The sequence below is a fragment of the Caballeronia sp. LZ001 genome (genome assembly GCF_031450875.1).
Lineage (GTDB): Bacteria > Pseudomonadota > Gammaproteobacteria > Burkholderiales > Burkholderiaceae > Caballeronia.
Genome location: NZ_JARTVX010000005.1, coordinates 726,480 through 749,496 on the forward strand (window position 1 = coordinate 726,480; position 23,017 = coordinate 749,496).

A 23,017-nucleotide genomic window follows, 5' to 3' on the forward strand; every position below is an offset into this window, starting at 1 on the left:
TCGAGCGTCGATTTCGCTTGGGAATGGGGGATTTTCAGGGATTCGGCGGATGTCGAATTTTCGTTCAGCGTCTCCCGCAGGCCAGTCGGTAAGGCTTGCTGGAGAAGCGGTTCAACGGTTTGCTTACACCACTGCGTTCGCTTGGCATGAGTGCATCCGCACGATGCTAACCTTGCCTCATGCAACTCATCCGCGAAGGGAATGACGATGAACCGCACCGACTACGAACAAGCCCTCGCCCAACTGATTGGCGCCGCCGAACTCGTCGTCTCTGGAATGCCTGAAGACCAGAAGATGAGCGCGTTCCAGTCGCTCGCGTTCTTTCGTTTGCGGCAGCATCGACTGATAGAAACGACTACACCGCTGATCTCGAACGACGAGCTTTTCAAAGACTCCGCGATGGCCGCGCTGACGATGGCAGGCCGCAAGGAATTTCTCGCGGCCGCCGCGCTTCTGGAGCAGGCGCGCTCGTTGATGTCGAATTAGGGCAACGCAGACGCATCGGGCCTGCCGAGCGCGCAACTTCGTACCCGGCCTGACGGCGCTAAAAAAACAAAAAGCGCCGTGCGCGAGGAGAAGCGCACGGCGCGGAAATCGCTCGTCCCGGGGGTGGAAGAGCGTGGCAACAGAATGAATTCTAGCTACGTCCAGGAAATTCGAAGTCCCGATAAACGGACGAATTTCCCCGTAATTCCCGGAATCGGCACGGCAGCGGCATTTTTTGCCTGGTCAGGGGCACGGGCCTTCGCTCTCCTTTCCCGGCATCGGGCGGTTGGCTGCGGGCTGATCGCGGAAATGATCCGGAAACGCCTTGCCGATCAGCGCGTCGTAGTCGGCGGGGTCCGAGGAAACAATGGCATGGAGCATCTTGATGAACGCGTTGCCATCGGCGAGATTTTCGACGATGACACGTGCCGTACGCAGTGAAATGGCTTCCTCAAGTGGCTTTTCGTTGCCGTCTTCCAGCAGAAAGCGGAAGCGGTGGATCTCGGCGGCGGAGCCATGCGGCTCCTCGTGCGAAACAATCGTGGCTTTCATAATCGATGACAGGTAGATCCAGGCATCGAACATTCAGCAAAAACCGCTCCTTACAAGGCTGGGCGGGCGCGACGAGGCGACCGTCGCCTGTTTGTCGACTCTTCAATGGCAATACAAATCGTTCTGTGCGTTGAACATTTCGAACGCGAGGCGAGTGGCCTGATCCTGCCGCACGGTGGTGAACCAGCGCTCGCGCCGCCACCCGTTCACCGTCCGTTCGATGAACGCCGCGCTCGCGATATCGCCGCCACGCGATGCGATGAACGCCGGCGCGGGCGCAACCGCGCCCGGCAGCGTCCGGTAGTACGACCAGTCGGCTTGCTTGAGGAGCGCGCGCACGACGAGTTCATCGTCCACGAGCGCGGCGCACTCTCCCGCCTGAAACGCGAGCAATGCGTCAAGCGGCCTGTCGAAGCCCTGCAATGCCGCCCGATACCGATGCACGGCGCGCGCCGCAAACGGACTCTCGCGCGACGCGCAGATCGAGCGGCCCTCGAGATCGCGCCAGTCCTGAATGTTGCCGTGCCGAAGAACGAGCGCAACGCCTCGCCCCGAAGCGTAGTTGCCGGGCGCAAAGGCGACGGACGCATCCGGCGAAAACGCCAGCCCGGCGATGGCGACATCCGCGCGACCGTCTTGCACGGCGTGGCGCGCATCGGCTTGTTCGGCTAACACGAGTTCGACGGGCAGTCCGGCGCGGCGCCCGAGTGCCTCGGCGAGCGCGGCGGAGTATGCCTCGGGTGCGCGCACGGAACGGTCGACGTGGCCGACGGTCAGGATAGGCGCGGGTTGGGACGGCACGGCGACGATCAGCTTGCCGCGTGCATAGGCGGCTGCGAACGGCCGGTCATCGGCGAGTGAATTGCGCCAGCTTGCGCTCAAGGGCGACAACAGGAACGCGGCAAATAACGCGACTGCCGCAAGCGGCATCCACAGCCGCCAGCCGCCTTCATGCGACGCCGCTTGTCCGGCTCTAGCCATTCTGTGCGAGGCCCACACGCCAGCGCAGCAAACGCCGTTCGAGCAGCGAAAGGCTCTTGTTGATCAGAAGGCCGAACAGCGCGAGCAGCACGATGCCCGCATACATGTCGGGAATCTGGAACGTCTCCTGAGAGTTGAGCGTGTAGAAACCGAGACCCGAGCGCGCGCCGATCATCTCTGCCGCGACGAGCGCCGTGATGCTGTAGGCGCCCGCGAGCCGGATACCTGTCAGTATCTCGGGCAACGCGGCGGGCAACACGACCTTGGTAAAGATGAAGCCTTGCCCCGCGCCCATGGAACGCGCGCAATCGATGAACACGCGTTCGACTTGCTTCACACCAGAGATGGTGTTGAGCAGCACGGGCCAGAACGCCGCCCATACGATGATCGCGATCTTCGACGATTCACCGATCCCGAGAAAGAGCATGAACACCGGAAAGAGCGCGAACGCGGAAACTTGCCGCAGCAGTTGATAAAGCGGATCGACGATGCGCTCTGCGCGCCGGAACCACCCAAGCGCGAATCCGCACACCACGCCGCCGACAACGGCCAGCAAGAGCCCGCTAAGCGAGCGCAGCGCGCTTGCGCCGAGGTGCTTCCACACTTCGCCGCTATCGACGAGATGCGCGATGGCAACCGCCACTTGCGAAGGCGGACTCAGATACGCCGTGCTCACGACACCGAGCCGCGGCAACAACTCCCACAGCAGCACGAAGACGATAAGCGCGATGGATCGTTCGAAGGCCATGGAAAGCCGAATACTCCGCCGCGGCGCGGCCGTGCGAACCCTGGGCGATTGTGCCGTTTGCGGCGTTTGCGGCGCGATCAGGCCCGGCAGCTTGCGGATGGTGTTTTGCTCAGGCACGGAATGCCCCCGTGTTCAGTTCATCGTGCTGCTCGCGCGACGGAACAAGCGCTTCGCCGAGTTCCAGACTCAGGCTTGCCCATGCACGCTGCCGCAACGCCATGAAAGCGGCGGAATGGCGCAAAGAGGCATCGCGCGGACGCGGCAAGTCGATATCGATAATTTCCTTCACGCGGCCCGGCCCGCGTCCCATGATGGCCACGCGATCCGCGAGAAAAATCGCCTCGTCGATGCTGTGCGTGACGAAGACGACCGTCTTTGCACTTTGCTCCCAGATGGCGAGCAACTCCTGCTGCAACGACTCGCGGGTTTGCGCATCGAGCGCGCCGAAGGGTTCGTCCATCAACAGTATCTCGGGACCATAAGCCAACACGCGCGCAATGGCCACACGCTGGCGCATGCCGCCCGATAGCTGATGCGGATAGTGATCGGCGAAGTCGAGCAGCCCGACGAGACGCAAAAAACGTTCGGCTTCGCTGCGTCGTTGCACGGCTTTCACGCCGCGAATCTCGAGCCCTGTCTCAACGTTCTTGCGCACCGTGCGCCACGGAAAGAGCGCGTAGCCCTGAAACACGACGCCAAGCTTTTGCCGCGCGGCGCTGACAGGTTCGCCATCCACGGTAATCTCGCCCGCTGTCTGCGGCACGAGGCCGGCAAGAATGCTTAGGAACGTCGACTTGCCGCAACCGCTCGGTCCGAGCACGGCGAGAAACTCTCCCTCGCGCACGCTCAGATCGAAGTTATCGAGCACCGTGAGGCTCGAACCTGTCGCCTCGTTTTCATATGTGAGGCCGAGGCCACGCGCGACGATCTTCTCGCTCATGACGGATTGCCCTGCGCATGCGTGCTGGCGCTCGCTTGCGACGACTTGCCAGCGTACGGGTTGTAGTCGTTCGTGTAGACATCCTTGACTGCAACCTTGCCCTTCGGGATCTTGCCAGCCTGTTCGAGAATGTCGATGTAGTACTGGATCGGCGGCTCGGTTACGACGAGATCCTTCACATAGGCATAACGCTCGACCAGCTTCACGTCGATACCCAACCGCTCCGCCGTAAGCTGACGCGCTTCGTCAGGGTGCGCGTTGACCCAGTTCCCCGCCTTCGCAATAGCCGTGACGAAGTCCTTCACCGCTTGCGGATGCGCCCGCGCAAACGCGCCATTCACGCTATACGGCGCCATTCCGCCGAGGCCACCGTCTTCGTCCCAATCGCTCCATAACTTGTGCAATTGCGGATCGGCTTCCGCCGCGCCGGAAAACGGCGGGTGAATGATGGCGATATCCACGTTCTTCGTTACGAGCGCCTGCTGCGACTGATTGTCGGGCACGACGAGCCAGTTCACCTTCGAGACATCCACGCCATGCTGCGACAAATACTTCTTCGTCACGAACTCCGCGCATGCGCCGAAGCTGTTGAACGCCACCGTCTTGCCTTCGAAGTCCTTTGGTCCGCGAATACCCGAATCGGCGCGGGAGAAATACTTCATGTGCGGTGCATCGGGCAGCGTCTCGCCGCCAGCCGAGACCACCTTGATGTCCGCGCCGCTCGCAATGGCCGAGATGACGAGCGGCACCATGCGCGTGCCGAAGTCGATCTCGCCCGTGCCGACGAGCGGAATGATCTGCGGTGCGGAGATTTTGCCGACGTACTTGGGCCGTGTGCTCGTGTTCTCGAAGTAGCCGAGCTTGTCGGCGAGATAGACGAGGTCGAACGCGGGGTTGTCGGGATACTTGAAGTAGGTGATTTCCTGCGTCGCCGACTTGTCTACCAATGCCGACGAGTTCTGTACTTTTTCGGTGTCCGGCTTGCAGCCGCTTTGCAGAACGAGTACGGCAACCGCGCAAGCCGCGACGAGAATCTTTCCGGCGCGACGGGGCCGGCGGTGCAAAAGGGACGCCATCATGATTTCCGCTGGGAGAGCACGGTTAGAGGCGGCGCTGGGTTCACACCAGCACCGTACTCCGCGATTCTCACTCAGCAGTCACGACGCGCAAACCAACAAAACATGCTTTGTTTAGATGGCAGCGTTCGAATACTTCAAGACTTTTGGCCGCGCCCCGTCTTCGCTTGCAATTCTTCGATCTTGAGCGAGGCGTCCGCTTTCGTCAGCGACGGGTCGAACTCTTCTTTTGCTTCCTCGGAAAGCGTCTTCAGATAGGAAGCCTGCGCGCCCGTCATCTTTTCGTCCCCCGTAACCCAATCGCTCGGGTCTTTTTCGGCATTCGATGTCGGGTGCGATTTCGGGTCGTCGGACGGGCCGGCTTGTGCATTCGTATCGTCGATGGTTTTATCGTTCATGGCGCAATCCTCTTGGCGTGGTGACATATAGAGGTCTGGCGCAAGGAGCGTGCCGCATCAGGTCACGTTCAGTTCGATCAGGCGCCCCAGCCGCGCCGATTCCTCCACGGCGAGCGTTGCCGCAAGCGTGCGTGCGGCGTCGTGTCCGTCTATGACGGGACGCACCGAACCTCTCACGACATCGACGAAATGTTCGAGCTGGTTTGCATACGTGTTCTCCTCGGGCACGGCAAGGCGCGCATCGTGAATAGGCTGGTCGCGTCCCTTCGCGCCTTGATACGACCACATCGTCAGGTCCGGCATGGTGACCGCGCCGTTCGTGCCCGCGAAAAAATGCGTGGGCACGGGACGATAAGCGAAGAGTTCACGGTCCTCGCCCGCTGCCGTGTCCCAGCCCCAAGGCGTCGCGGTCGTGTCGGAGAGACTGATGTTGGCAAGCGCGCCATTCGCGAGTCGCAGCGTGCAGGCCGCCGAGTCTTCCACGTCGAAACCGCGCACCTTGTTCGACGATACCGCCTGCACCGACACGATCTCGCCGCAGATGAACCGCAGCAAGTCGATCTCGTGAATCAGGTTGATGAGAATAGGACCGCCGCCTGGCTGTCTGCGCCACGGCACGTTGAAGTAGTCATCGGGCTTGTACAACAGGCACATGATGTTCGCCATGACGAGCGTGCCGATCTTTCCGCTTGCCACGGCTTCCTTCGCTGCACGCACTACCGGATTGTGCCGCCGATGTTGCCCGACGAGCATGGCAACGCCCGCTTCCTTGGATGCATCCGCAAGCGCGTTTGCAGATTCGAGATCGTCTGCAATGGGCTTTTCCATCAGCACGGGAATTTTTCGTTCGATAAACGCGAGTCCCACTTCGAGATGGGTGTGATTGGGCGTGCACACGATAGCCGCGTCGATACGTTCGTGCTTCAGCAACTCGCGGTAATCGGCATAAAGCGGCACGGACAACGACGCCGCATAACTCGCCGACCCGGGCGATGGATCGGCGATAGCCACGAGCCTGCACGACTCGTTACGCGCGATCTCCTGAACGTGACGCCGGCCAATCACGCCCGCGCCGATAACGGCTATTCCAATCTTCTCCATGTATCCAACCTTTTGATCTATCACGATGAGGTGTGTTGCCGCAGGAACGGCACGAGGTCATGCAAGACTTCCTCGTGCGATTCTTCCGGTTGCAAATGGCCGCCGCCGATGCCGCGTCCGCTGACTTCATCGGCCCATGCGCGCCAGATTTCGATTGGCGTATGAGCCTGCCCTTTACGTTCTTCCAGGCTCCAGAGAACCATGACGGGACACACGAGCTTGCGGCCCGCCGCGCGATCCGCGCTGTCGTGCGCCGAGTCTTCATCGGCTGCCGCGCGATAGTCCTCGCACATTGCATGGCGCACGTCCGGGTTGCGAAAGGCGCGGCGATAGGCATCGAGTGCGTCGCTATCCATGCGTTCGAGGCCGCCTGCCATCTTGCCGAGCGCGCGTTCAATGAAGGCATCGGGATCGGCGGCAAGCATGCGTTCAGGCAAGTCAGCCGGCTGCGCGAGAAAGAACCAGTGCCAAGCGTTGACGGCGAAGGCTTTATTCACGGATGCGAACGCGTCGATGGTCGGCACCACCGTCAACGAGGCATACGCCGCCACACGCTCGGGACGATCCAGCGCCAGCCGATAACCCGCGCGCGCGCCGCGATCGTGTCCGACGACAGCGAAGCGGTCATGACCGAGTGCGCTCATGAGTTCGACGAGAGCGTGCGCCACGCGCCGCTTGGTCCAGCGTTGTTCGTGCGCGAGCGTGACACTTGCGCCATAGCCGGGCAGGTCGGGCGCAATCACCGTGTAGAAGCGCGCAAGCACAGGCGCGATGTAACGCCAGACGAAATGCGTCTGCGGATAGCCGTGCAACAACAACACAGGTGGGCCAGAGCCGCCAATCATACCGTTGAAGTGCACATCGCCCGCCGTGACATCCAGCTTCGAAAATCCTTCGAACCAATCATTCGCAGCTTGATTCATGGCTCATCCTTGCAGTGACTTGCCGTTCCAGTCGAACGATGCAGGCAAGCCAAAGAAGGACGCGGAAATGGGCATCGCGTAGTTCATCATGTTGCGTCCGTGATGAACCTTCAGACCGTGTGCCTGAGCCGCCTTTAACAGAGCCGTCATGCGCGGTTCCATGATTACATCGGCGACGACTGCGTGCGGTGCAAGTTCATCCAGCGCGAAGGGCAATGGGTCATGCGCATGCAAGCCAACGGGCGTTGCATTAATGGCGAGATCGATACCGCGCATATCCGGCGTGCCGGCTTCGATGCGCGCATCGCTGACCGAGGCGATGGCATCGGCCAATTCGCGCGCACGCTCGGTGTCGATATCGAAGATAGTCAGGCTCGCGATTTTCTCCAGCCCGACCGACCAGCCGATACTGCGCCCCACTCCACCGCAGCCATGCATATAGACGTGCGCGCCTTCCAGACGCACGCCATCCGCCTGCAGGCCCGCGACGAAGCCCGCGCCATCCACGTTGTCGCCTTCCCATCCGCCATCCGCGCAGCGCCGCAGCAGATTGATCGAGCGGATGCGCTCGGCGCGCTCCGTGAGCGTATCGGCATGACGCATGGCGGCCACTTTATGCGGCATGGTGAAGATGACGCCGTCCACGTTCGCAATGGCCTTGGTGCCGGCGAGCGCGGCATCGAAGTGCGCGCTATCGACATCGGCGGGCAGCATCAGCGCGTTGATGCCGTAGCGCTTCATCAACGTGCTCCACACGACAGGGGCGCGCACATGCGCAATCGGCGAGCCGAAGATATGGAAGAGGCGCGTGAGCGCGTCGGCGGGTGCATCGAGCCTCAGCCTTTCCTCGGTCAAACCGGATGATGTCGTCGTCATGGCCTTCTCTTGTGTGTCGAACGCCGTCATGCGCCGCGCTCCTGTCCGCTTAGCGGCTTCGCCGTATTGGCGCGCTCTTGCGTCGCTTCTTCGCGCAGGCGTTCGTATTCGTGTTTGGGGACCGGCACCGCATCGCGCCGGCCAAGATCGTTCATATGGATGCGATACGTCTCGCGCGCCGAGTATGTCGCAAACGCGGACAACACCGTGATGCCGAACGTGATACCGCCAACGATCAGCCAGATGTTTTGCGAGCCGGGCGGCGCGACCGTCGTGAACAGCGCCGGCAGCAGCGCCGAAATGGCGACGCCCACGTTCTGCGAAATGGCCATCGACGTCACGCGCATGCGCGTTGGAAAGAGCTCGGGATAGAAGCTCGGATACACCGCGTTTTGCCCCTGATACACGAGGCCCCACATCAGTATCGACAAAACGATGGCGAGCGTCACGCTATGAATGCTGATGGCATAAAGATACGCAAACGAAAGCAGCCCGGAACCGACCGACCCGACGATGATCGGCAGCCTTCTGCCCACTCTGTCCGACAGACGTCCCCAGTAAGGAATGACGATCATGGCAGCGACATTGCCGAGCACCGGAATCCACAGATACAGGCTCTTGCTGAAGCCGATGCCATAGGCCTGCTGCACCGCATACGCGCCGCCGAAGATGGTCGTGACCACGGGAATGACGTTCATGATCGACATGCACATCACGCGCAGCATGTCGTCCCAGCAATGCCTGAACGCGAGCTTGACGGGCGCATGCGGCACCGCGCCACGCTCGCCTTCCTGCGCGAACGCGGGCGTCTCGCGCACCTTGCGTCGAATGAAGTAACCGGCGACCAACACGAGCGCGCTCATCAGGAACGGCACGCGCCAGCCCCATGAATTGAAGGCGTCCTCGCGCATGAAGTGACTCAGCGGCAGGAACACGGCGGCCGCGAGCAATTGCCCGGCAGTGACGCCTTGCATGCCGAAGCTGCCGTAATAACCGCGCCGCCCAAACGGCGCGTGTTCGAGAATCATGGAACTCGCGCCCGAGATTTCTCCCGCCACCGCAAAGCCTTGAACGAGCCGCAGCACGACGAGCAACGCGGGCGCCCACAAGCCGACCTGATCGTAAGTGGGCAGGAACGCGACGGCCATCGTCGAGAAGCCCATCAGAAACATGCAGACGAGCAGGACCGACTTACGACCGTGCGTATCGCCCCAATGCCCGAGCACGACCGCGCCGATAGGACGCGCAACGTAGCCGATGCCGTAAGTCGCGAGCGACGCGGCAATCGCCACCTTGGGATCGCCCTTCGGAAAGAAGATCTGCGGAAAGATCAGCGCCGCGGCCTGCGCGTAAATGAAGAAATCGTAGTACTCGAGCGCCGAACCGATCCAGCCGCTCGCGGCCGCCAGTTTCGACTGATGCCGTCCGTGCGGCTCATGGTCTGCTGCGTTGGACATCGATGTCTCCATTGGTGATGTAAGTGTGTTCTCATCCGTATTTTCGTTCCATCTTAGAAACTCACATCGAAAACTGTCAACGCGTTTTCACGCACAATTCCCGTATGAGAACAAACTAGGGATAGTCCCTACAAAGCCCAGATAACGCTTGACGGCACGGCCTGCGCTCACTCACCATGGAAACCACTTTCCATATGAGAACACGAGGTCACACAATGAACGAGACACTGCTGGAACGGCTGGCAATACGCGAGGCAATCGAGAATTGGGCCGTGTGGCGCGACGCGGGCGACTGGGAACGCTTCGCCACGCTCTGGCATCCCGAGGGCGTGATGATGGCCACGTGGTTTCAAGGCACGGGGCCGGAATTCATCCGCGTGACGCAAGAAGGCTGGGCGCGCGGCGTCAGTATTCTTCACTTCCTCGGCGGCACGGCTATCGATCTCGAGGGCACACGTGCCATTGCGCAGACGAAGATGACCATCTCGCAGCGCGGCGAGGTCGAAGGTCATCGTTGCGATGTCGTCTGCACCGGGCGCTTCTATGACTTCTACGAGAAAGTGGACGGCAAGTGGCTCTTGCGCCTGCGTCAGCCTATCTACGAGAAAGACCGTCTGGACCCCGTCGAAACGGGTGTGCGGCTCGAACTCGATCCCGAGATACTCGGGCTCTTTCCCGAGGGTTACCGGCATCTCGCGTACATTCAGACGAAGATCGGCTACAAGGTCAAGCGCGACATGCCGGGACTAACCGGTCCCGTGGTCGAAGCACTTTATGCGCGTGGCCGTGCGTGGCTCGATACAGGCACGCTGTGATGAACGCCGTGGCAACAGAGTTCGTTTATAACGCGTTGCCCGCCCGCGTGATCTTCGGTGCGGGCCGGCGCTCGGAGACGGCCGCCGAAGCCGCACGGCTCGACTGTACGCGTCCGCTCATCGTGACGACGCGCGAACAGGCCGCATTGGGCGATGCCATCGCGCAGCAGTTCGATCCGGAATCGACACACCGTTTCGCCGATGCCACCATGCACACGCCCTGGGACGTCACGGCGCGCGCCTTGCAAGCCGTAGACCGCGCGCACGCCGACTGTGTGATCGCAATTGGCGGCGGCTCGGCGGTCGGTCTGTCCAAGGCCATTGCATTGCAGACGGACCTGCCGCAGATCGTGCTGCCTACCACGTATGCGGGCTCCGAAGTCACGCCGATCATCGGCGAGACGCGTGACGGCGAGAAACGCACACAGCGCACGCTCAAGGTGCTGCCCGAAATCGTCATCTACGATGTCGAGCTGACCTTGAGTCTTCCCGTTGCGATGAGCGCGGCAAGCGGGCTCAACGCCGTCGCGCATGCGGTCGAGGCGCTCTATGCCGCGGACGGCAATCCGATCACATCGCTGATGGCGGAGGAAGGTATCGCGTCGCTGGCGGCGGCGTTACCCGACGTGGCGCGCGCGCCCGAATCGATCGACGCAAGACGCACCGCGCAATATGGCGCGTGGTTGTGCGGCACGTGTCTGGCTTCGGTCGGCATGGGTCTGCATCACAAGATCTGCCATGTGCTTGGCGGCGCATTCGATCTGCCGCACGCGCAGACCCATGCCATCATGATCGCGCATGTCGCCGCTTTCAACGCCGATGCCGCCGCGCCCGCAATGAAGCGCATTGCCCGCGCATTGAACGCGGAGCATGCGTGGACCGGTCTCCACGATCTCGCGGCATCGCTTGGCGTGCCGCGTTCGCTCGAAGCGATCGGCATGCCTGAAGCGGGCATCGATCACGCAATCGACCTCGTCACGCGCAACGCCTATGCAAATCCGCGCGCGCCCGAAAGCCGACCGCTTCGCGCCATGCTCGAACGCGCATGGAAAGGCCTGCCGCCCGCGCTGGTCGAATAAGGACACTCGATGCGAAATTTCAACGAAGACAACATCACGCAAGCCGTGCTCGAACGCTTGAGCGGTTGCGAGAACGAACGGACGCGGCAAATCAGCGAGGCACTCGTCCGGCATCTGCATGCGTTCTTGAAAGAGATCGAACCGACCGAAGCGGAATGGGCCGGCGCTATCGACTTTCTCACGCGCACGGGCCAAATGTGTTCGGAGACGCGCCAGGAATTCATCCTCCTCTCCGATACGCTTGGCGTGTCCATGCTCGTCGATGCGCTCAATCATCGCTTCACGGGCAACGCCACCGAGACCACCGTGCTCGGGCCGTTCTATGTCGAAGAGGCGCGCGATCTTCCGTTGGGCGCGAGCATTTCGCATGCATTGGAGGGGCCGGCGATGATCGTGGAAGGCAGTGTGTCGGATCAACATGGCGAGCCGATTGCGGGCGCGCTCATCGAGACATGGCACGCGGACGATCACGGCTTCTACGACGTACAACGCGAGGCGGGCCTGACCGCGCTCGACATGCGCGCCCGTTTTCACGCCGATGAAAATGGACGTTTCTGGTTCCGTTCGATCGTGCCCGCCTTCTATCCGATTCCGAACGATGGCCCTGTAGGCAAGATGCTCGATGCGCAAGGGCGGCATCCTTACCGGCCGGCACATGTGCATTTCAAGGTCAGCGCGCCGGGCTTCGAAACGATCGTCACGCACGTATTTATCGAAGGCGACCGCTATCTGGATTCGGATGTCGTGTTCGGCGTGAAGGATGGCCTGATCGCGCGACTCGACACGATAGAAGGCAGCATGAGCCCGGCCGGACATGAAGTCACGCCGGGCACGGCCCTCCTTGCTTATCCCTTTGTTCTGCCCGCAAGGCGCTAAAGACTTACGAAGACGACAATGCATAAACTGTCCTTGCATCACCTCACCATGCTGGATGCGCATCCGCTGCAACTCGTCGATGCCGCGCACGCCGGTGGCTTCGACTATTACGGCTTGCGCGTCGTGGCGCCCACGGCGGCGGATAGCATCGTCGATGTCGCGGGCAATCCGGCGCTCATCCGCGAACTCGCCGCGCGCATGGAAGCGACGGGCGTTCGCCTGCTCGATATCGAAGCCATCTGGCTGCAAGAGAGCACGAACATAGACCTTCTCTTGCCCGCGCTCGAAGCGGGGCATCGGCTTGGCGCGAAGCATGTGCTTACCGTTGGCTTCGATCAGGACCGCGAGCGTCTCATGCGTAACTTTCGGGCGCTGTGCGAAGCGGCTGCACGCTTCGAAATGACGGTTGGCCTGGAGCTGATCACGTATTGCGCCATAGGCACGCTGGACGATGCGCTCGCCACCATCCAGGCAAGCGGTCAGCCGAACGCGCGGCTTTTGATCGATGCCTTGCAGTACTTCCGCTCGGGCGCGAAGGTTGAGGACATCGATAGTATCGACCCCGCGCTTATCGAATACATGCAGATATGCGATGGACCGCGTGCCTCGCCGGTTGCGGTGGCCGACCGGCGAACCGAAGCACGCACCGCGCGTTTGCTTCCCGGCGATGGCGAACTCCCGTTGCACGATGTGCTGGTTAAGCTGCCCGCCGACCTGACGCTCGCCGTCGAAGCGCCCACGCTCGCATTGCGCGGACAACCATTCGATGAGCAAGCACGCACGATCATGTCGAGCATGAAGCGCTTCCTTGCAAAAGCGCAGTAACTCTATTCCGCGAGATATTGACGCTGGATGCGCACCGCGGATGCCTTGAGTATCGCAATCGACCGCTCGCCTATTTCCGGCGAGTAACGCACGGCTGGTATCGCGAGATTGAGCGAACCGAGCGGGAACCCGGTGGACGACAAAATGGGCACGCCAAGACCCACGATGCCCGGCGTGAATTCTTCGAGCGAATGAGCGAAGCCGTTTGCACGCACGGATTCCAACTCGTTCAGCAAGGCTTTCTTGGTGCCGATGGTGTTCTTCGTGAAGCGCTCGAACGACACCGAGCGCATATATTCGGCGCGCATGACATCGGGCAGGAAGGCGAGTATTGCCTTGCCGCCCGATACCGCATACAAGGGCGCGAGGTCGCCGAGCCGCATATGCGATTGCAGGCGCTGCTGACTCACGACCGTTGCAACGACTTCGACCTGCTCGCCCTTGAGTTGATTGAGCGCGCACGATTCCGCCGTTTGCTGCGTAATATCGCCGAGGACCGGCTCGGCGCATGCAATCAAACTGCGCAACTGATTCGACTGCTGCGCGAGTTTCAAAATGGCATCGCCCAGCCGATACCCCTTCGTTTCAGGCACGAAACGCAGATAGCCGCGATCCGTCAGATTGCGGATGAGCTTGGTGAGACTGCTCTTGGGAATGTCGAGCGCCTCGGCGATCTCCGCATGCGACATCTCGCGGCCCCAGCGCGCGAGCAACTCGAAGAGATCGAGTGTGCGGTCCGCCGACTTGACCGTGCTGCTGGCTTCGATTTCCTCACGACGCATGCGCTGCTCCTCGTTCATATAGAGGAACAGTTTAACTGCGCTGTGCTTCGTGTCAACAATCCGTACTGTAGAGTGCAGATTTTTATTCACGAGTGGGAACTTTTCATTTACCCGATACGGAATCGACGAACGCACCAAGATCGTTATCGAATCGCTTCGGCTCTTCGATGAAAGGCGCATGGCCCGACTTCGCATACAGCACGCTTCGCAGGTTCGGGTTGATCTGACGCGCCCGCGCGATAGCCGGTTGCGCCTTGACGAGCGCATCGCGCGCGCCGTAGATCAGCAGCACCGGAACATGCGCCTGACCGAGACCATCGGCGGCGGCTACGCTCATCGACTGAACGGCAGCCTGCATGTCCCACGAAGCCATCGCGGCATTGGCGAGCAGGCGCTCGAACGTGACCTTGTCCGGCTGCGTGTCGAAGCAAAGGCTCAGGAAGGTGCGCTCGCCGTCGAGATGCGTCTTGAGATCGGCCGATGTCATGTCGCGATAGACATCGGGATGCGCCACGATCTGCTCGGGCGTAAGCTCGATCACACCATCCACATACACGGCGCCCGCGATCTTGCCGTCACCATAGGCCGCCAGATAGTTCGAGATGACCGCGCCGCCGAGCGACCAGCCAACGAGCACCGGCTTCCTTGCATGCGACGTTTCGATGACTGTTGCAAGATCGTCGGCCCAGCGGCGGCCGTCGGTATACGCATCGGCATTCGTGGGCTTCCCTGAGCGACCGTGACCGCGCATGTCGTAAGTGATGAGACGGTAGCCCTTCAGCCGCGCGCTTTTCACCTGCGCATCCCAGTTCAGGCGGCTGCCCAGCAGTCCATGAATGAGCACGACGGCGGGGCCGTCCGGGTTGCCGGATTCCTGCACGGCGAGCGCGACGCCATCCGGTGCATTGACGGTATAACTTTTCTCTTCCGCGAACGCAGCGGGCGATACGGCGCTCAACGCGCCCGTCGCGATCAACGTGGAAACAAGGTAACGAACCATGCGAAAAGACACGATGACACTCCTCATTCATTCGAAAGTCTTGAGTCTCGCGCCTCACACTAGTGTCAGGGTCAAGCGAAAAAGTGCTAGTCTTTTTGCATGACACGATCCGCTGAACACACGCTACTGACTATAGGCGAGCTATCTCGCGAAACCGGCGCGAGCGTTCGTTCGATTCGCCACTACGACGAGCATGGCCTGCTTACTTCGGTTCGCGCGAGCAACGGCTATCGCGTGTTCCCGCACGCGGCCATCTCTCAGGTGAGGCAGATACAGCGCATGATCGCGACCGGCTTCAGCCTCGCCGATATCCTCGCGTTTCCCGACTGCATGCGCCTGATCGAAGGCGCGGTGACGTGTCCGGAGACCACCGCATTGCAACGCGAACGCCTGGTGTCGATCGAGCGTCAGATCGCCGATCTGGAACGGCGCCGCGCGCGTCTGCTCAAAACCTTGAACGAAGGCGTCGTGCCGCCGCTGGATTGAGCTTTTTTGCCGTGGTCAACTGTCGGCTTGTTCAACCGACCGGCCATCCGGGCAAAGGAGTCGTCATGCAATCGCAGATTTCGCAGTTGTCGCGTTCCACGCTGACCGAACATATCGTCGATGCCAAGGCGCGCAAGGGACTCACGTACGCCGAACTCGCGGAAGGAACGAGCCTCAGCGTGCCCTAAGTGACAGCCGCGCTTCTCGGCCAGCACCCGTTGCCGGAGCAAGCCGCAAAGAGCGTCGCGGACAAACTCGAACTCGGCGACGACGCCGCCGCGCTGCTTCAGACCATTCCCCTGCGCGGCAGCATTCCGGGCAACGTGCCGACGGACCCGACCATCTACCGCTTTTATGAAATGGTGCAGGTGTATGGCACGACGTTGAAGGCGCTCGTGCATGAGCAATTCGGCGACGGAATTATCAGTGCGATCAACTTTCGTATCGACATCAAGAAGGTGGAAGATCCCGAAGGCGGATCACGCGCCGTGATCACGCTCGACGGCAAGTTCCTGCCGTACAAGCCGTTCTGATCCTTCACGTCATGGCGCTGGCGCGTTGTGCACACAGCGGCGCGCCTTGCATAACCCTGCGACCATTCTCGCCATAAACGCGGTGCCATGAGTCAGACGGCACAAGGCTTTCGCGGCGACATACGCGTTTGCCCCAGCGTTGACCTTCGCTATATCCGTCCGTATATTTTGCGCAGCCGGGCGCCATAACGAATCACAAGATCGCCCGCGCATCCCCCATGTCAAAGGTGACGCCGCATGATGTCCAGGGAAAGCATCGACTCCCATATGATCCGCGTTCTGCATACGCTCCTCACGGAGTCGAGCGTCTCGGGCGCCGCCAAGCTGCTCGGGCAATCGCAGCCGACTGTGAGCATTGCGCTGCGCAGGCTGCGTGAAATGACGGGTGATCCGCTTCTAGTGCGCAGCGGCAGCCGCATGGTGCCGACGAGTCATGCGCTCACGCTGATCGAGCCTGCCGCGCAGGCGCTCAGTCATATCGACGCGATCCTTCATCCCAACACCGAATTCGATCCGGCGTCGAGCAACTGCACATTTCGAATCGGTTCGCCGGATTATCTCGATGTGTTCTTCGTGCCCGCCGTGATCGACGCGTTCCATCAAGCGGCGCCATCCGCGAAGCTCGAATTCAAGCATCTCATGATGGTCGATGGCGGCTACGAAAACGGCCTCGAAACAGGCTTGCTCGATCTCGTGATCGGCAACTGGCGCACGCCGCCCGCGCATCTGCATCTGCAACCGCTGTGTCAGGACGAACTGGTTTGCCTGATGCGCGCGAATCATCCGGTCAAGCCGGGCGAACTCACGAAGGACGCCTTCGAGAAAGCCGAGCATCTCGCTGTCACGACCTACAACACGACCGCGTGGGGCACCATCGATACGGAACTCGCGCGCAACGGTCTTACGCGCACGGTCACGACCACGCTGCCTTACTTCGGCATGGCGCCCTATGTGCTCGTGCGCTCGGACCTCATCTTCACGACGACACGCGCGCTCGCTTCCCACTACGCGCGCCTCTTGCCTTTGAAGATGGAGCCGATTCCCGGCGCAACGCCCGCACTCACGTATTACCAGTTATGGCATGAGAGAACGCATCGCAGCGCGGCCACGCGATGGCTTCGCCGCCTCGTCACGAACGTTGCGCGCAAGCTCGCGGCCACACCCGGCGCATAAGCACCATGAAAAACGACGCCGCAAGCTTTTGGCTGCGGCGTCGAAACGTCTACCGTGCGGCACCGAAGCGACAGGTTCTTCAAGCCACCGGCAAGCGCGACGCTGGTCGGTCAGAGGCAAGCTGCGTCGTTATCGTTGTAGAGCGGACTCGAAACTGCCCGATGTCATCGCCTTGAGAAGCGCGGCCTTGGCTTGCGTGGCCGAACCCAGCAAGGCGAATCCGAGTGGCCGGCCATCGGTGGCATGTTCGCAAAGCGCGTGCAGACCGTCGAGCGATTCGTCGGATATGTTGCTTGCATAGCGCCATGTTCCGGTTTCCTCGGGCAGCACGACTACCGTTGGAGATGCGGGCGTTTTAACCGTCACCGGCATGATCGGAAACGCGACGCGCGTTGCCTCGCCCGCGAGCGTGCGGGCAAGCGCGCGTGCTGCGTGCATGATCGGCAACACATACGGCTGCACTTTTCCTTCGATAGCCGCGCAATCGCCGAGTGCGTAAATATCGGCCGCACTCGTGCGGCAATAGGCGTCCGTACGTATGCCGCCTTCTATCGCGATGCCCGCTTGTTCCGCGAGCTGCGTGCGCGGCGCGAGACCTATCGCCGATAACACGACGTCGGCATCGATTTCCTCGCCATCGGAAAGCGTGAGCGCGTAGCCGCGTTCCGCGCGATTCACCGTTGCCACCGAACGCCCGAGACGCAGCCGTACGCCATGTCGTTCGAGCGCTTGTGCAAACGCATGACCCGCGCGTTCGGGCATCAGCCGTGACAGCGGCGTGGCCGCGGGATCGATCAGCGTGACCTTGTAATTCGCGAGCGCGAGATCGTTGGCGAACTCGCAGCCGATCAGGCCCGCGCCGAGCAGCGCGACCGACTGCGCGCCTTCGAGCCGCTTTCTGAAGCGCACGTAGTCGTCGAGCGAGTTCACCGACAGCACGTCGCCTGCGCTATCGCCCGCGAGCGGAATGCGCCGCGCATCCGCGCCCAATGCGAGCACGAGCTTGCCGTAACGAAAAGATTGTCCATCGACGATGAGTTCGTGCGTATCCGCGAGAATGCGCTCCACCTTGCTGTGCGACAAAATGCTCGCGTTCAGCTGCGTGCCCATGGCGCGCGCATCGAAAGTGACGAGCGCGTGCGGCGCCTTGTTCATGGCAAGCGCGTTGGAAAGCGTCGGCTTCGAATAAAAGCTGCCGTCGTCCTCGCTGATGAGCGTGATGGGCACTTGCGCGTCGAGCTTGCGCAACTCCCGCGCCACCGTATAACCGGCGAGCCCCGTTCCCACGATAATGACCGGTAGATCCATATCGTGACTCATGCCGACACCTCCTGCATCTCGAAGTCCTGCTTGCCCGTTCCGCAATCGGGACAGAGCCAGTCGTCCGGCACGTCTTCCCAGCGCGTGCCGGCGGCAAGACCCGCTTCCGGCAAGCCCAGCGTTTCGTCATAGCGAAAGCCGCAGATCACGCATTCCCAGATTCTCATGATGCTCTCCGTATCCGCCATGGCGATCAGCGGACGTACGCCTGACCGAGACCGATCTCGGCTAGCGCGCGGCGATATGCGCCCGAGGAACGATCCGCGAGAATCGGCGCTTCGGCGGCGCGGTCTATCGGCAGATCTTCGGGACATTGCAATTCGACGATCGCGCGATCTTCCTCGAACACCTGGCGATTGAACTCGTAGACATCATCGAGCGGCAGATCCTTGTCGAAGTTGCGCGCAATCGGCACGAACAGACGCGTCAGACGCGCGGATACCGGGCTCGCGGCGTTGAGAATCGAGAGCCGGCCGCCTTCGGGAAAGAGCACAGTGAGACGTGCAAAGAACGGCACATCCACTTCGAAGATACGGCGCCACAAGAAGCCTTCGGGCGCACGATGCTGCATCGACTTCGGAAAGTTGCTGACGGTGCTGACATACTCCGCGCGCATGCCGTTGCCGCGCCGCTCGACCGTGTAGCTCGGCACCACGGGATTGCGCCGGTCCGCGAAGCTGCGATGATGAATCCACGCGAAATGCGCGACATCGATGAAGCCTTCCGTCTGACGTCCCGCGGATGCCTTGATGTCGATCGAAGGTGGCAAGATCTGCTGGAACCCTTCGCTGTTCCATGCGGGGAAATCGGGCAGCGCTTGCTCTCCACCGCCGAGCGACACCCAGATCAGGCCATAGGCTTCCTGCACCGCGTAAGTGGTCAGGCGCAGACGGTCGGGAATGGTGCCGCCTTCCTGCGACGGAATATGCTTGCACTTGCCGTCCGCACCGTATTCGAGGCCGTGATAAGGACACACGAGATGGCCGTTCTCGACCCAGCCTTGACTCAGCGGCGCGCCGCGATGCGGACACACATCGCGCGCGGCGACGAGTGCATCGTTCGCACGAAACACGACGAGCGGCTCATCGAGCAGCGTGACGCTCAACGGTTTGTCCGCGACCTGCGAAGCAAACGCGACCGGATGCCAGTATTGGCTGAGGATTTGCCAGTCGTGCGGATCGAAAGTGCAATTGCGTGGAAGATTGGGCGCGCGCTGAAACGTCAGCGGCGCGACGGTGGGGGTCGCCATTTTCGTGTCTCCAAGGAACTGGATCGTGTTGAAGCGGCCGGGATGGATTCGACCGCATGAACACTACGATAGCGACGTGCTACATGTCGCCCAATGGTTCGGGCGACATTGACTCTATGTTCGTTGGTCAATGAAACGATGCTTCGGCGGAGGTCACTTGCCTGGAATGAGCACTACTCTGAAGCGCGCCTTGCCGCTCATCATGCGGTCGTAGGCTTCGGCCGCGCGCGAGAGCGGGTACTCTTCGGTCATCGGCTTCACGCCCGACAAAGCGCTGAACGCGAGCGTTTCCTGCGAGTCCGCCGCCGTGCCGGACGGCCAGCCTTGCACCGAGTTGCGACCCATGATGAACTGCGCGACGGGCACTTCCACTGGCTCTTGCGAGATGCCGACCATGATCAGCTTGCCGTTGATGCCGAGCCCGCCGATAGCCGCGCTCATCGCCTTGCCGCTCGTGGCGGTGGCGAGAATTACGCGTGCGCCGCCGAGTGCTTGCAGCGTTTCGCCGACGTTTTGCGATTCGCTGTCGATATAGTGATGCGCGCCGAGTTGCTTCGCGAGCGGTTCCTTGTCCTTGCCGCGCGCGATGGCGACCGTGACGAAGCCCATCTTGCGCGCGAACTGCACGCCGAGATGCCCGAGCCCGCCGATGCCGAGGATCGCCGCGACATCGCCCGCGCGGGTGCCGCTATTGCGCAGCGCGTTGAACGTCGTGATGCCGGCGCAGAGAAGCGGCGCGGCGTCGATATCGGAGAGATCGTCGGGCATGCGCGCGAGTGCTTCCTGCGGCGCCACCATGTATTCCGCGTAACCGCCGTCGTAGCTGATACCGGGAACGAGCGCGTTCTTGCAAAGCACGAAGTCGCCGTGACGGCAATTTTCGCAATGCCCGCAATGCCCGCCATGCCAACCGACGCCGACCCGCTGCCCGGCCTGCCATCCCTCGACGTTCGCACCGAGTTTCTCGATGACGCCTGCAATTTCGTGACCGGGTACGCGCGGAAACTCGAGACCCGGCCATTGACCTTCTTTCGTGAGGGAATCGCTGTGGCAGATGCCACAGGCTTGCACTTTGATGAGCACGTGTCCTTCGGGCGGATCGGGTATTTCGCGCTCCACGAGTTCGAGCGGACCGCCGGCTTTCGCTACTTGCACTGCGTGCATCGTTGGCATCGTTTGCTCCTTGGTGTGGGAGGAACTTCGCGGCGTTGGGCGAGCCGCGTGCATGCTGTTCGGCACTGCAATGGGGATGCTATACGTAGTTGGGGGAAAGTTCAGGAAAGAGGTTGCTAAAGCGCGCTTCATGAATTCACATCACCCGCGCCCATCTCCGTCGTTCAAAATGCACCGTCTCGAACGCTTCGATCTGCGCCAGCGACTGAAGCGTCAAATCGACCGTATCCATTCCCTCCATCACCATGCGTTTATGACGCGCGCCGATGGAATACGCATATTGCTTACCCGATGCCGACACCACCGTCTGCCCTTCCAGATCGATGGAAATAACAGCACCCGGCGTCTCGGTCACTTCACGCGCAAGCATATCGACGACATCGCGTTCCAGTTGCACGAGCAGCAAGCGGTTATTCATCGCGTTCGAATAGAAAATCTCCGCGAAACTCGGCGCAATCACCGCAGCAAAACCATATTGCTGCAAACCCCACACCGCATGCTCCCGGCTGGAACCACATCCGAAATTCGCGCCGCCAATCAGAATGCGCGCCTTTGCAAACTCCGCCCGATTGAGCACGCAATCCCCACGCGGCGCGCCGTTTTCATCGAAACGCAAGTCGTACAGCAAACCATCCGCTAGACCCGCCTTGTCGATAATGCGCAGAAACTGCTTCGGCATGATCTGGTCGGTATCCAGGTTGTCGATGGACAACGGCGCCGCGCTGCCTGCAATCTTCGTCAGTCGCGTCATGATGCCTCTCCCATGAGCGTTCGAACGTCGGTGATACAGCCGGTCATCGCGGCCGCGGCCGCCATTGCCGGGCTCATCAGATGCGTGCGGCCGCCACGTCCCTGTCGACCTTCGAAGTTGCGGTTGGTGGTCGATGCGCAACGCTCGCCCGCGTCCAGCACATCGTCGTTCATGGCAAGGCACATCGAGCAGCCAGGCTCGCGCCATTCGAAACCCGCATCGATCAGCGTCTTCGCCAGACCTTCACGCTCCGCCGCGCGTCGCACGCTGCCCGAACCCGGCACGATCATCGCGCGCACGCCGGGCGCCACGCGCTTGCCGCGCACGATGTTCGCCACCACGCGCAGGTCTTCGATACGCCCATTCGTGCACGAGCCGATAAACACACGGTCGATCCGCGTTCCCGCCAACGAACGGCTCGCCGTGAGCCCCATGTAATCGAGCGCACGTCGCAACGATGCCGCCGCTTCGGGGGTGGCCTGCGCGGCTTCGTCGGGAATGGGCTCGTCTATCGCGACGGCCTGATCCGGACTCGTGCCCCATGTGACAAAAGGTGCGATGGCATGCGCGTCGAAGCGATATTCGGCATCGAAGGTCGCATCTGCGTCGGAGTAGAGTTCGCGCCAGTCCGCGAGTGCGGCTTGCCAGGCGGCCTCATCGAGTGATTTTGCATGGGTGCGCACATAGTCGAACGTGGTCCGATCCGGCGGGATGAGCGCGGCGCGCGCGCCCGCCTCGACGGTCATGTTGCACAAGGTCATGCGCGCCTCGGCCGACAGCGACGCAATGGTCGATCCACCGAACTCGACAGCATAGCCACGCGCGCCTTGTGCGCCGATCTGGCTGATGATCCAGATCACCACGTCCTTGGACGACGTGCCGTAAGGCAGCGCGCCATCGATATCGATGCGCATGGTTTTCGCCAGCCGATAGACGAGCGTCTGCGTGGCGAGCACATGCTCCACTTCCGATGTGCCAATTCCAAAGCCCAACGCGCCAAGCGCGCCGTATGTCGTGGTGTGACTGTCACCGCACAACACGACCATGCCCGGACGAATGAGCCCGAGTTCCGGCGCCACGATGTGTTCGATACCCTGCAAGGGATCATTGGCCGCGAGAAGCCGGATGCCCGCGCGCTCGCAATTGCGCGCGAGATTTTGCGCCTGCAAATACGACGCTTCATCGCGAATCACGCGCGGCGACTCGGCGTGCGTCGGAATGATGTGGCTCACGACCGCAAGCTGCTGATGCGGGCGTCGCACCGCGCGGCCACGCGCATCGAGCGCGCTGAACGCTTGTGGACTGGTGTACTCGTTCATCAAATGCAGATCGACATAGAGCAGCACATTCTGTTCGTCGATACGCGAGACGAGGTGAGAATCGACGAGCTTCTGGTACAGGGTTCGGTTCGACATGG

The 23,017-nt window shown here is 61.5% G+C and carries 25 protein-coding genes and 1 pseudogene; 8 read left to right on the plus strand and 18 right to left on the minus strand.

The window, feature by feature from the left end:
- Positions 1-207: 207 nt before the first annotated feature.
- Positions 208-486, plus strand: a complete 279-nt coding sequence (locus tag P9292_RS39790) for a hypothetical protein (protein ID WP_244831587.1) — start codon at positions 208-210, stop codon at positions 484-486.
- Positions 487-729: 243 nt separating this feature from the next.
- On the opposite strand, the gene P9292_RS39795 is transcribed toward P9292_RS39790, so the two are convergent.
- The 10 genes from P9292_RS39795 to P9292_RS39840 form a co-directional block, all read right to left on the minus strand.
- The gene (locus tag P9292_RS39795) at positions 730-1,071 is read right to left on the minus strand and encodes a hypothetical protein (protein ID WP_309965131.1); all 342 of its coding nucleotides are present in this window, start codon (positions 1,069-1,071) and stop codon (positions 730-732) included.
- A 69-nt stretch (positions 1,072-1,140) separates the two neighbouring features.
- Positions 1,141-2,019 carry a transporter substrate-binding domain-containing protein gene (locus tag P9292_RS39800; RefSeq protein WP_309965134.1) on the minus strand — a complete coding sequence of 293 codons (879 nt, stop codon included), beginning with the start codon at positions 2,017-2,019 and terminating at the stop codon, positions 1,141-1,143.
- Positions 2,012-2,767, minus strand: coding sequence for an ABC transporter permease (locus P9292_RS39805; protein WP_244831955.1), 756 nt, complete (start codon positions 2,765-2,767; stop codon positions 2,012-2,014). The genes P9292_RS39800 and P9292_RS39805 overlap by 8 nt, the downstream gene beginning before the upstream one ends.
- A gap of 109 nt (positions 2,768-2,876) precedes the next feature.
- Positions 2,877-3,707 (minus strand): ABC transporter ATP-binding protein, encoded by an 831-nt coding sequence (locus P9292_RS39810; RefSeq protein ID WP_244831593.1) that lies wholly within the window; start codon positions 3,705-3,707, stop codon positions 2,877-2,879.
- Positions 3,704-4,771 carry an ABC transporter substrate-binding protein gene (locus P9292_RS39815; RefSeq protein WP_309965137.1) on the minus strand — a complete coding sequence of 356 codons (1,068 nt, stop codon included), beginning with the start codon at positions 4,769-4,771 and terminating at the stop codon, positions 3,704-3,706. The genes P9292_RS39810 and P9292_RS39815 overlap by 4 nt, the downstream gene beginning before the upstream one ends.
- Positions 4,772-4,920: 149 nt before the next feature.
- Positions 4,921-5,181: a DUF3072 domain-containing protein gene (locus P9292_RS39820; protein ID WP_244831600.1), complete on the minus strand. Its 261-nt coding sequence runs from the start codon at positions 5,179-5,181 to the stop codon at positions 4,921-4,923.
- Between the two features lie 57 nt (positions 5,182-5,238).
- Positions 5,239-6,282 (minus strand): Gfo/Idh/MocA family oxidoreductase, encoded by a 1,044-nt coding sequence (locus P9292_RS39825; RefSeq protein ID WP_309965140.1) that lies wholly within the window; start codon positions 6,280-6,282, stop codon positions 5,239-5,241.
- Positions 6,283-6,302: 20 nt separating this feature from the next.
- Positions 6,303-7,205 carry an alpha/beta hydrolase gene (locus P9292_RS39830; protein WP_309965142.1) on the minus strand — a complete coding sequence of 301 codons (903 nt, stop codon included), beginning with the start codon at positions 7,203-7,205 and terminating at the stop codon, positions 6,303-6,305.
- 3 nt (positions 7,206-7,208) lie between these two features.
- Positions 7,209-8,111 carry a shikimate dehydrogenase gene (locus P9292_RS39835; RefSeq protein ID WP_309965145.1) on the minus strand — a complete coding sequence of 301 codons (903 nt, stop codon included), beginning with the start codon at positions 8,109-8,111 and terminating at the stop codon, positions 7,209-7,211.
- Positions 8,108-9,538 (minus strand): MFS transporter, encoded by a 1,431-nt coding sequence (locus tag P9292_RS39840; protein WP_250528192.1) that lies wholly within the window; start codon positions 9,536-9,538, stop codon positions 8,108-8,110. The genes P9292_RS39835 and P9292_RS39840 overlap by 4 nt, the downstream gene beginning before the upstream one ends.
- A 215-nt stretch (positions 9,539-9,753) precedes the next feature.
- Between P9292_RS39840 and P9292_RS39845 the strand changes: the two genes are divergently transcribed.
- Genes P9292_RS39845 through P9292_RS39860 form a run of 4 tightly spaced genes read left to right on the plus strand, consistent with a single transcriptional unit; the run spans position 9,754 to position 13,133 of the window.
- A complete protein-coding gene (locus P9292_RS39845; protein ID WP_250494843.1) occupies positions 9,754-10,353 on the plus strand; it encodes a nuclear transport factor 2 family protein in 600 nt (199 codons plus the stop codon).
- A complete protein-coding gene (locus P9292_RS39850; protein ID WP_309965148.1) occupies positions 10,353-11,432 on the plus strand; it encodes a maleylacetate reductase in 1,080 nt (359 codons plus the stop codon). The genes P9292_RS39845 and P9292_RS39850 overlap by 1 nt, the downstream gene beginning before the upstream one ends.
- A gap of 9 nt (positions 11,433-11,441) precedes the next feature.
- Positions 11,442-12,308: an intradiol ring-cleavage dioxygenase gene (locus P9292_RS39855; protein WP_309965152.1), complete on the plus strand. Its 867-nt coding sequence runs from the start codon at positions 11,442-11,444 to the stop codon at positions 12,306-12,308.
- An 18-nt stretch (positions 12,309-12,326) separates the two neighbouring features.
- Positions 12,327-13,133 carry a TIM barrel protein gene (locus P9292_RS39860; protein WP_309965155.1) on the plus strand — a complete coding sequence of 269 codons (807 nt, stop codon included), beginning with the start codon at positions 12,327-12,329 and terminating at the stop codon, positions 13,131-13,133.
- Between the two features lie 2 nt (positions 13,134-13,135).
- On the opposite strand, the gene P9292_RS39865 is transcribed toward P9292_RS39860, so the two are convergent.
- Both P9292_RS39865 and P9292_RS39870 read right to left on the minus strand, forming a co-directional pair.
- The gene (locus P9292_RS39865; protein WP_250511321.1) at positions 13,136-13,915 is read right to left on the minus strand and encodes an IclR family transcriptional regulator; all 780 of its coding nucleotides are present in this window, start codon (positions 13,913-13,915) and stop codon (positions 13,136-13,138) included.
- 103 nt (positions 13,916-14,018) lie between these two features.
- Positions 14,019-14,927: an alpha/beta fold hydrolase gene (locus tag P9292_RS39870; protein ID WP_409015542.1), complete on the minus strand. Its 909-nt coding sequence runs from the start codon at positions 14,925-14,927 to the stop codon at positions 14,019-14,021.
- Positions 14,928-15,014: 87 nt separating this feature from the next.
- On the opposite strand from P9292_RS39870, the gene P9292_RS39875 reads away from it, so the two are divergent.
- From P9292_RS39875 to P9292_RS39885, 3 genes and pseudogenes are all read left to right on the plus strand, one after another.
- On the plus strand, positions 15,015-15,401 hold the full coding sequence (locus P9292_RS39875; protein ID WP_250494848.1) for a MerR family transcriptional regulator: 387 nt from the start codon (positions 15,015-15,017) through the stop codon (positions 15,399-15,401).
- A 65-nt stretch (positions 15,402-15,466) separates the two neighbouring features.
- A pseudogene (cynS, locus tag P9292_RS39880) lies at positions 15,467-15,934 on the plus strand (cyanase).
- A 237-nt stretch (positions 15,935-16,171) separates the two neighbouring features.
- Entirely contained in the window at positions 16,172-17,107 is a 936-nt protein-coding gene (locus tag P9292_RS39885) for a LysR family transcriptional regulator (RefSeq protein ID WP_250494850.1), read from the plus strand.
- A gap of 129 nt (positions 17,108-17,236) precedes the next feature.
- Here the strand turns inward: P9292_RS39885 and P9292_RS39890 are convergent, their stop codons facing one another.
- The 6 genes from P9292_RS39890 to leuC form a co-directional block, all read right to left on the minus strand.
- Positions 17,237-18,427, minus strand: coding sequence for an FAD-dependent oxidoreductase (locus P9292_RS39890; RefSeq protein ID WP_309965160.1), 1,191 nt, complete (start codon positions 18,425-18,427; stop codon positions 17,237-17,239).
- Positions 18,424-18,594, minus strand: a complete 171-nt coding sequence (locus P9292_RS39895; RefSeq protein WP_244831637.1) for a rubredoxin — start codon at positions 18,592-18,594, stop codon at positions 18,424-18,426. Before P9292_RS39895 ends, P9292_RS39890 begins: the two co-directional genes overlap by 4 nt.
- Before the next feature lie 26 nt (positions 18,595-18,620).
- Positions 18,621-19,676 (minus strand): aromatic ring-hydroxylating dioxygenase subunit alpha, encoded by a 1,056-nt coding sequence (locus tag P9292_RS39900; RefSeq protein ID WP_250528186.1) that lies wholly within the window; start codon positions 19,674-19,676, stop codon positions 18,621-18,623.
- Between the two features lie 153 nt (positions 19,677-19,829).
- Positions 19,830-20,849 carry an alcohol dehydrogenase gene (locus P9292_RS39905; protein ID WP_250469612.1) on the minus strand — a complete coding sequence of 340 codons (1,020 nt, stop codon included), beginning with the start codon at positions 20,847-20,849 and terminating at the stop codon, positions 19,830-19,832.
- A 136-nt stretch (positions 20,850-20,985) separates the two neighbouring features.
- Positions 20,986-21,600 (minus strand): 3-isopropylmalate dehydratase small subunit, encoded by a 615-nt coding sequence (leuD, locus tag P9292_RS39910; protein WP_309965163.1) that lies wholly within the window; start codon positions 21,598-21,600, stop codon positions 20,986-20,988.
- Positions 21,597-23,015, minus strand: coding sequence for a 3-isopropylmalate dehydratase large subunit (gene leuC / locus P9292_RS39915; protein ID WP_309965166.1), 1,419 nt, complete (start codon positions 23,013-23,015; stop codon positions 21,597-21,599). The genes leuD and leuC overlap by 4 nt, the downstream gene beginning before the upstream one ends.
- Positions 23,016-23,017: the final 2 nt, after the last annotated feature.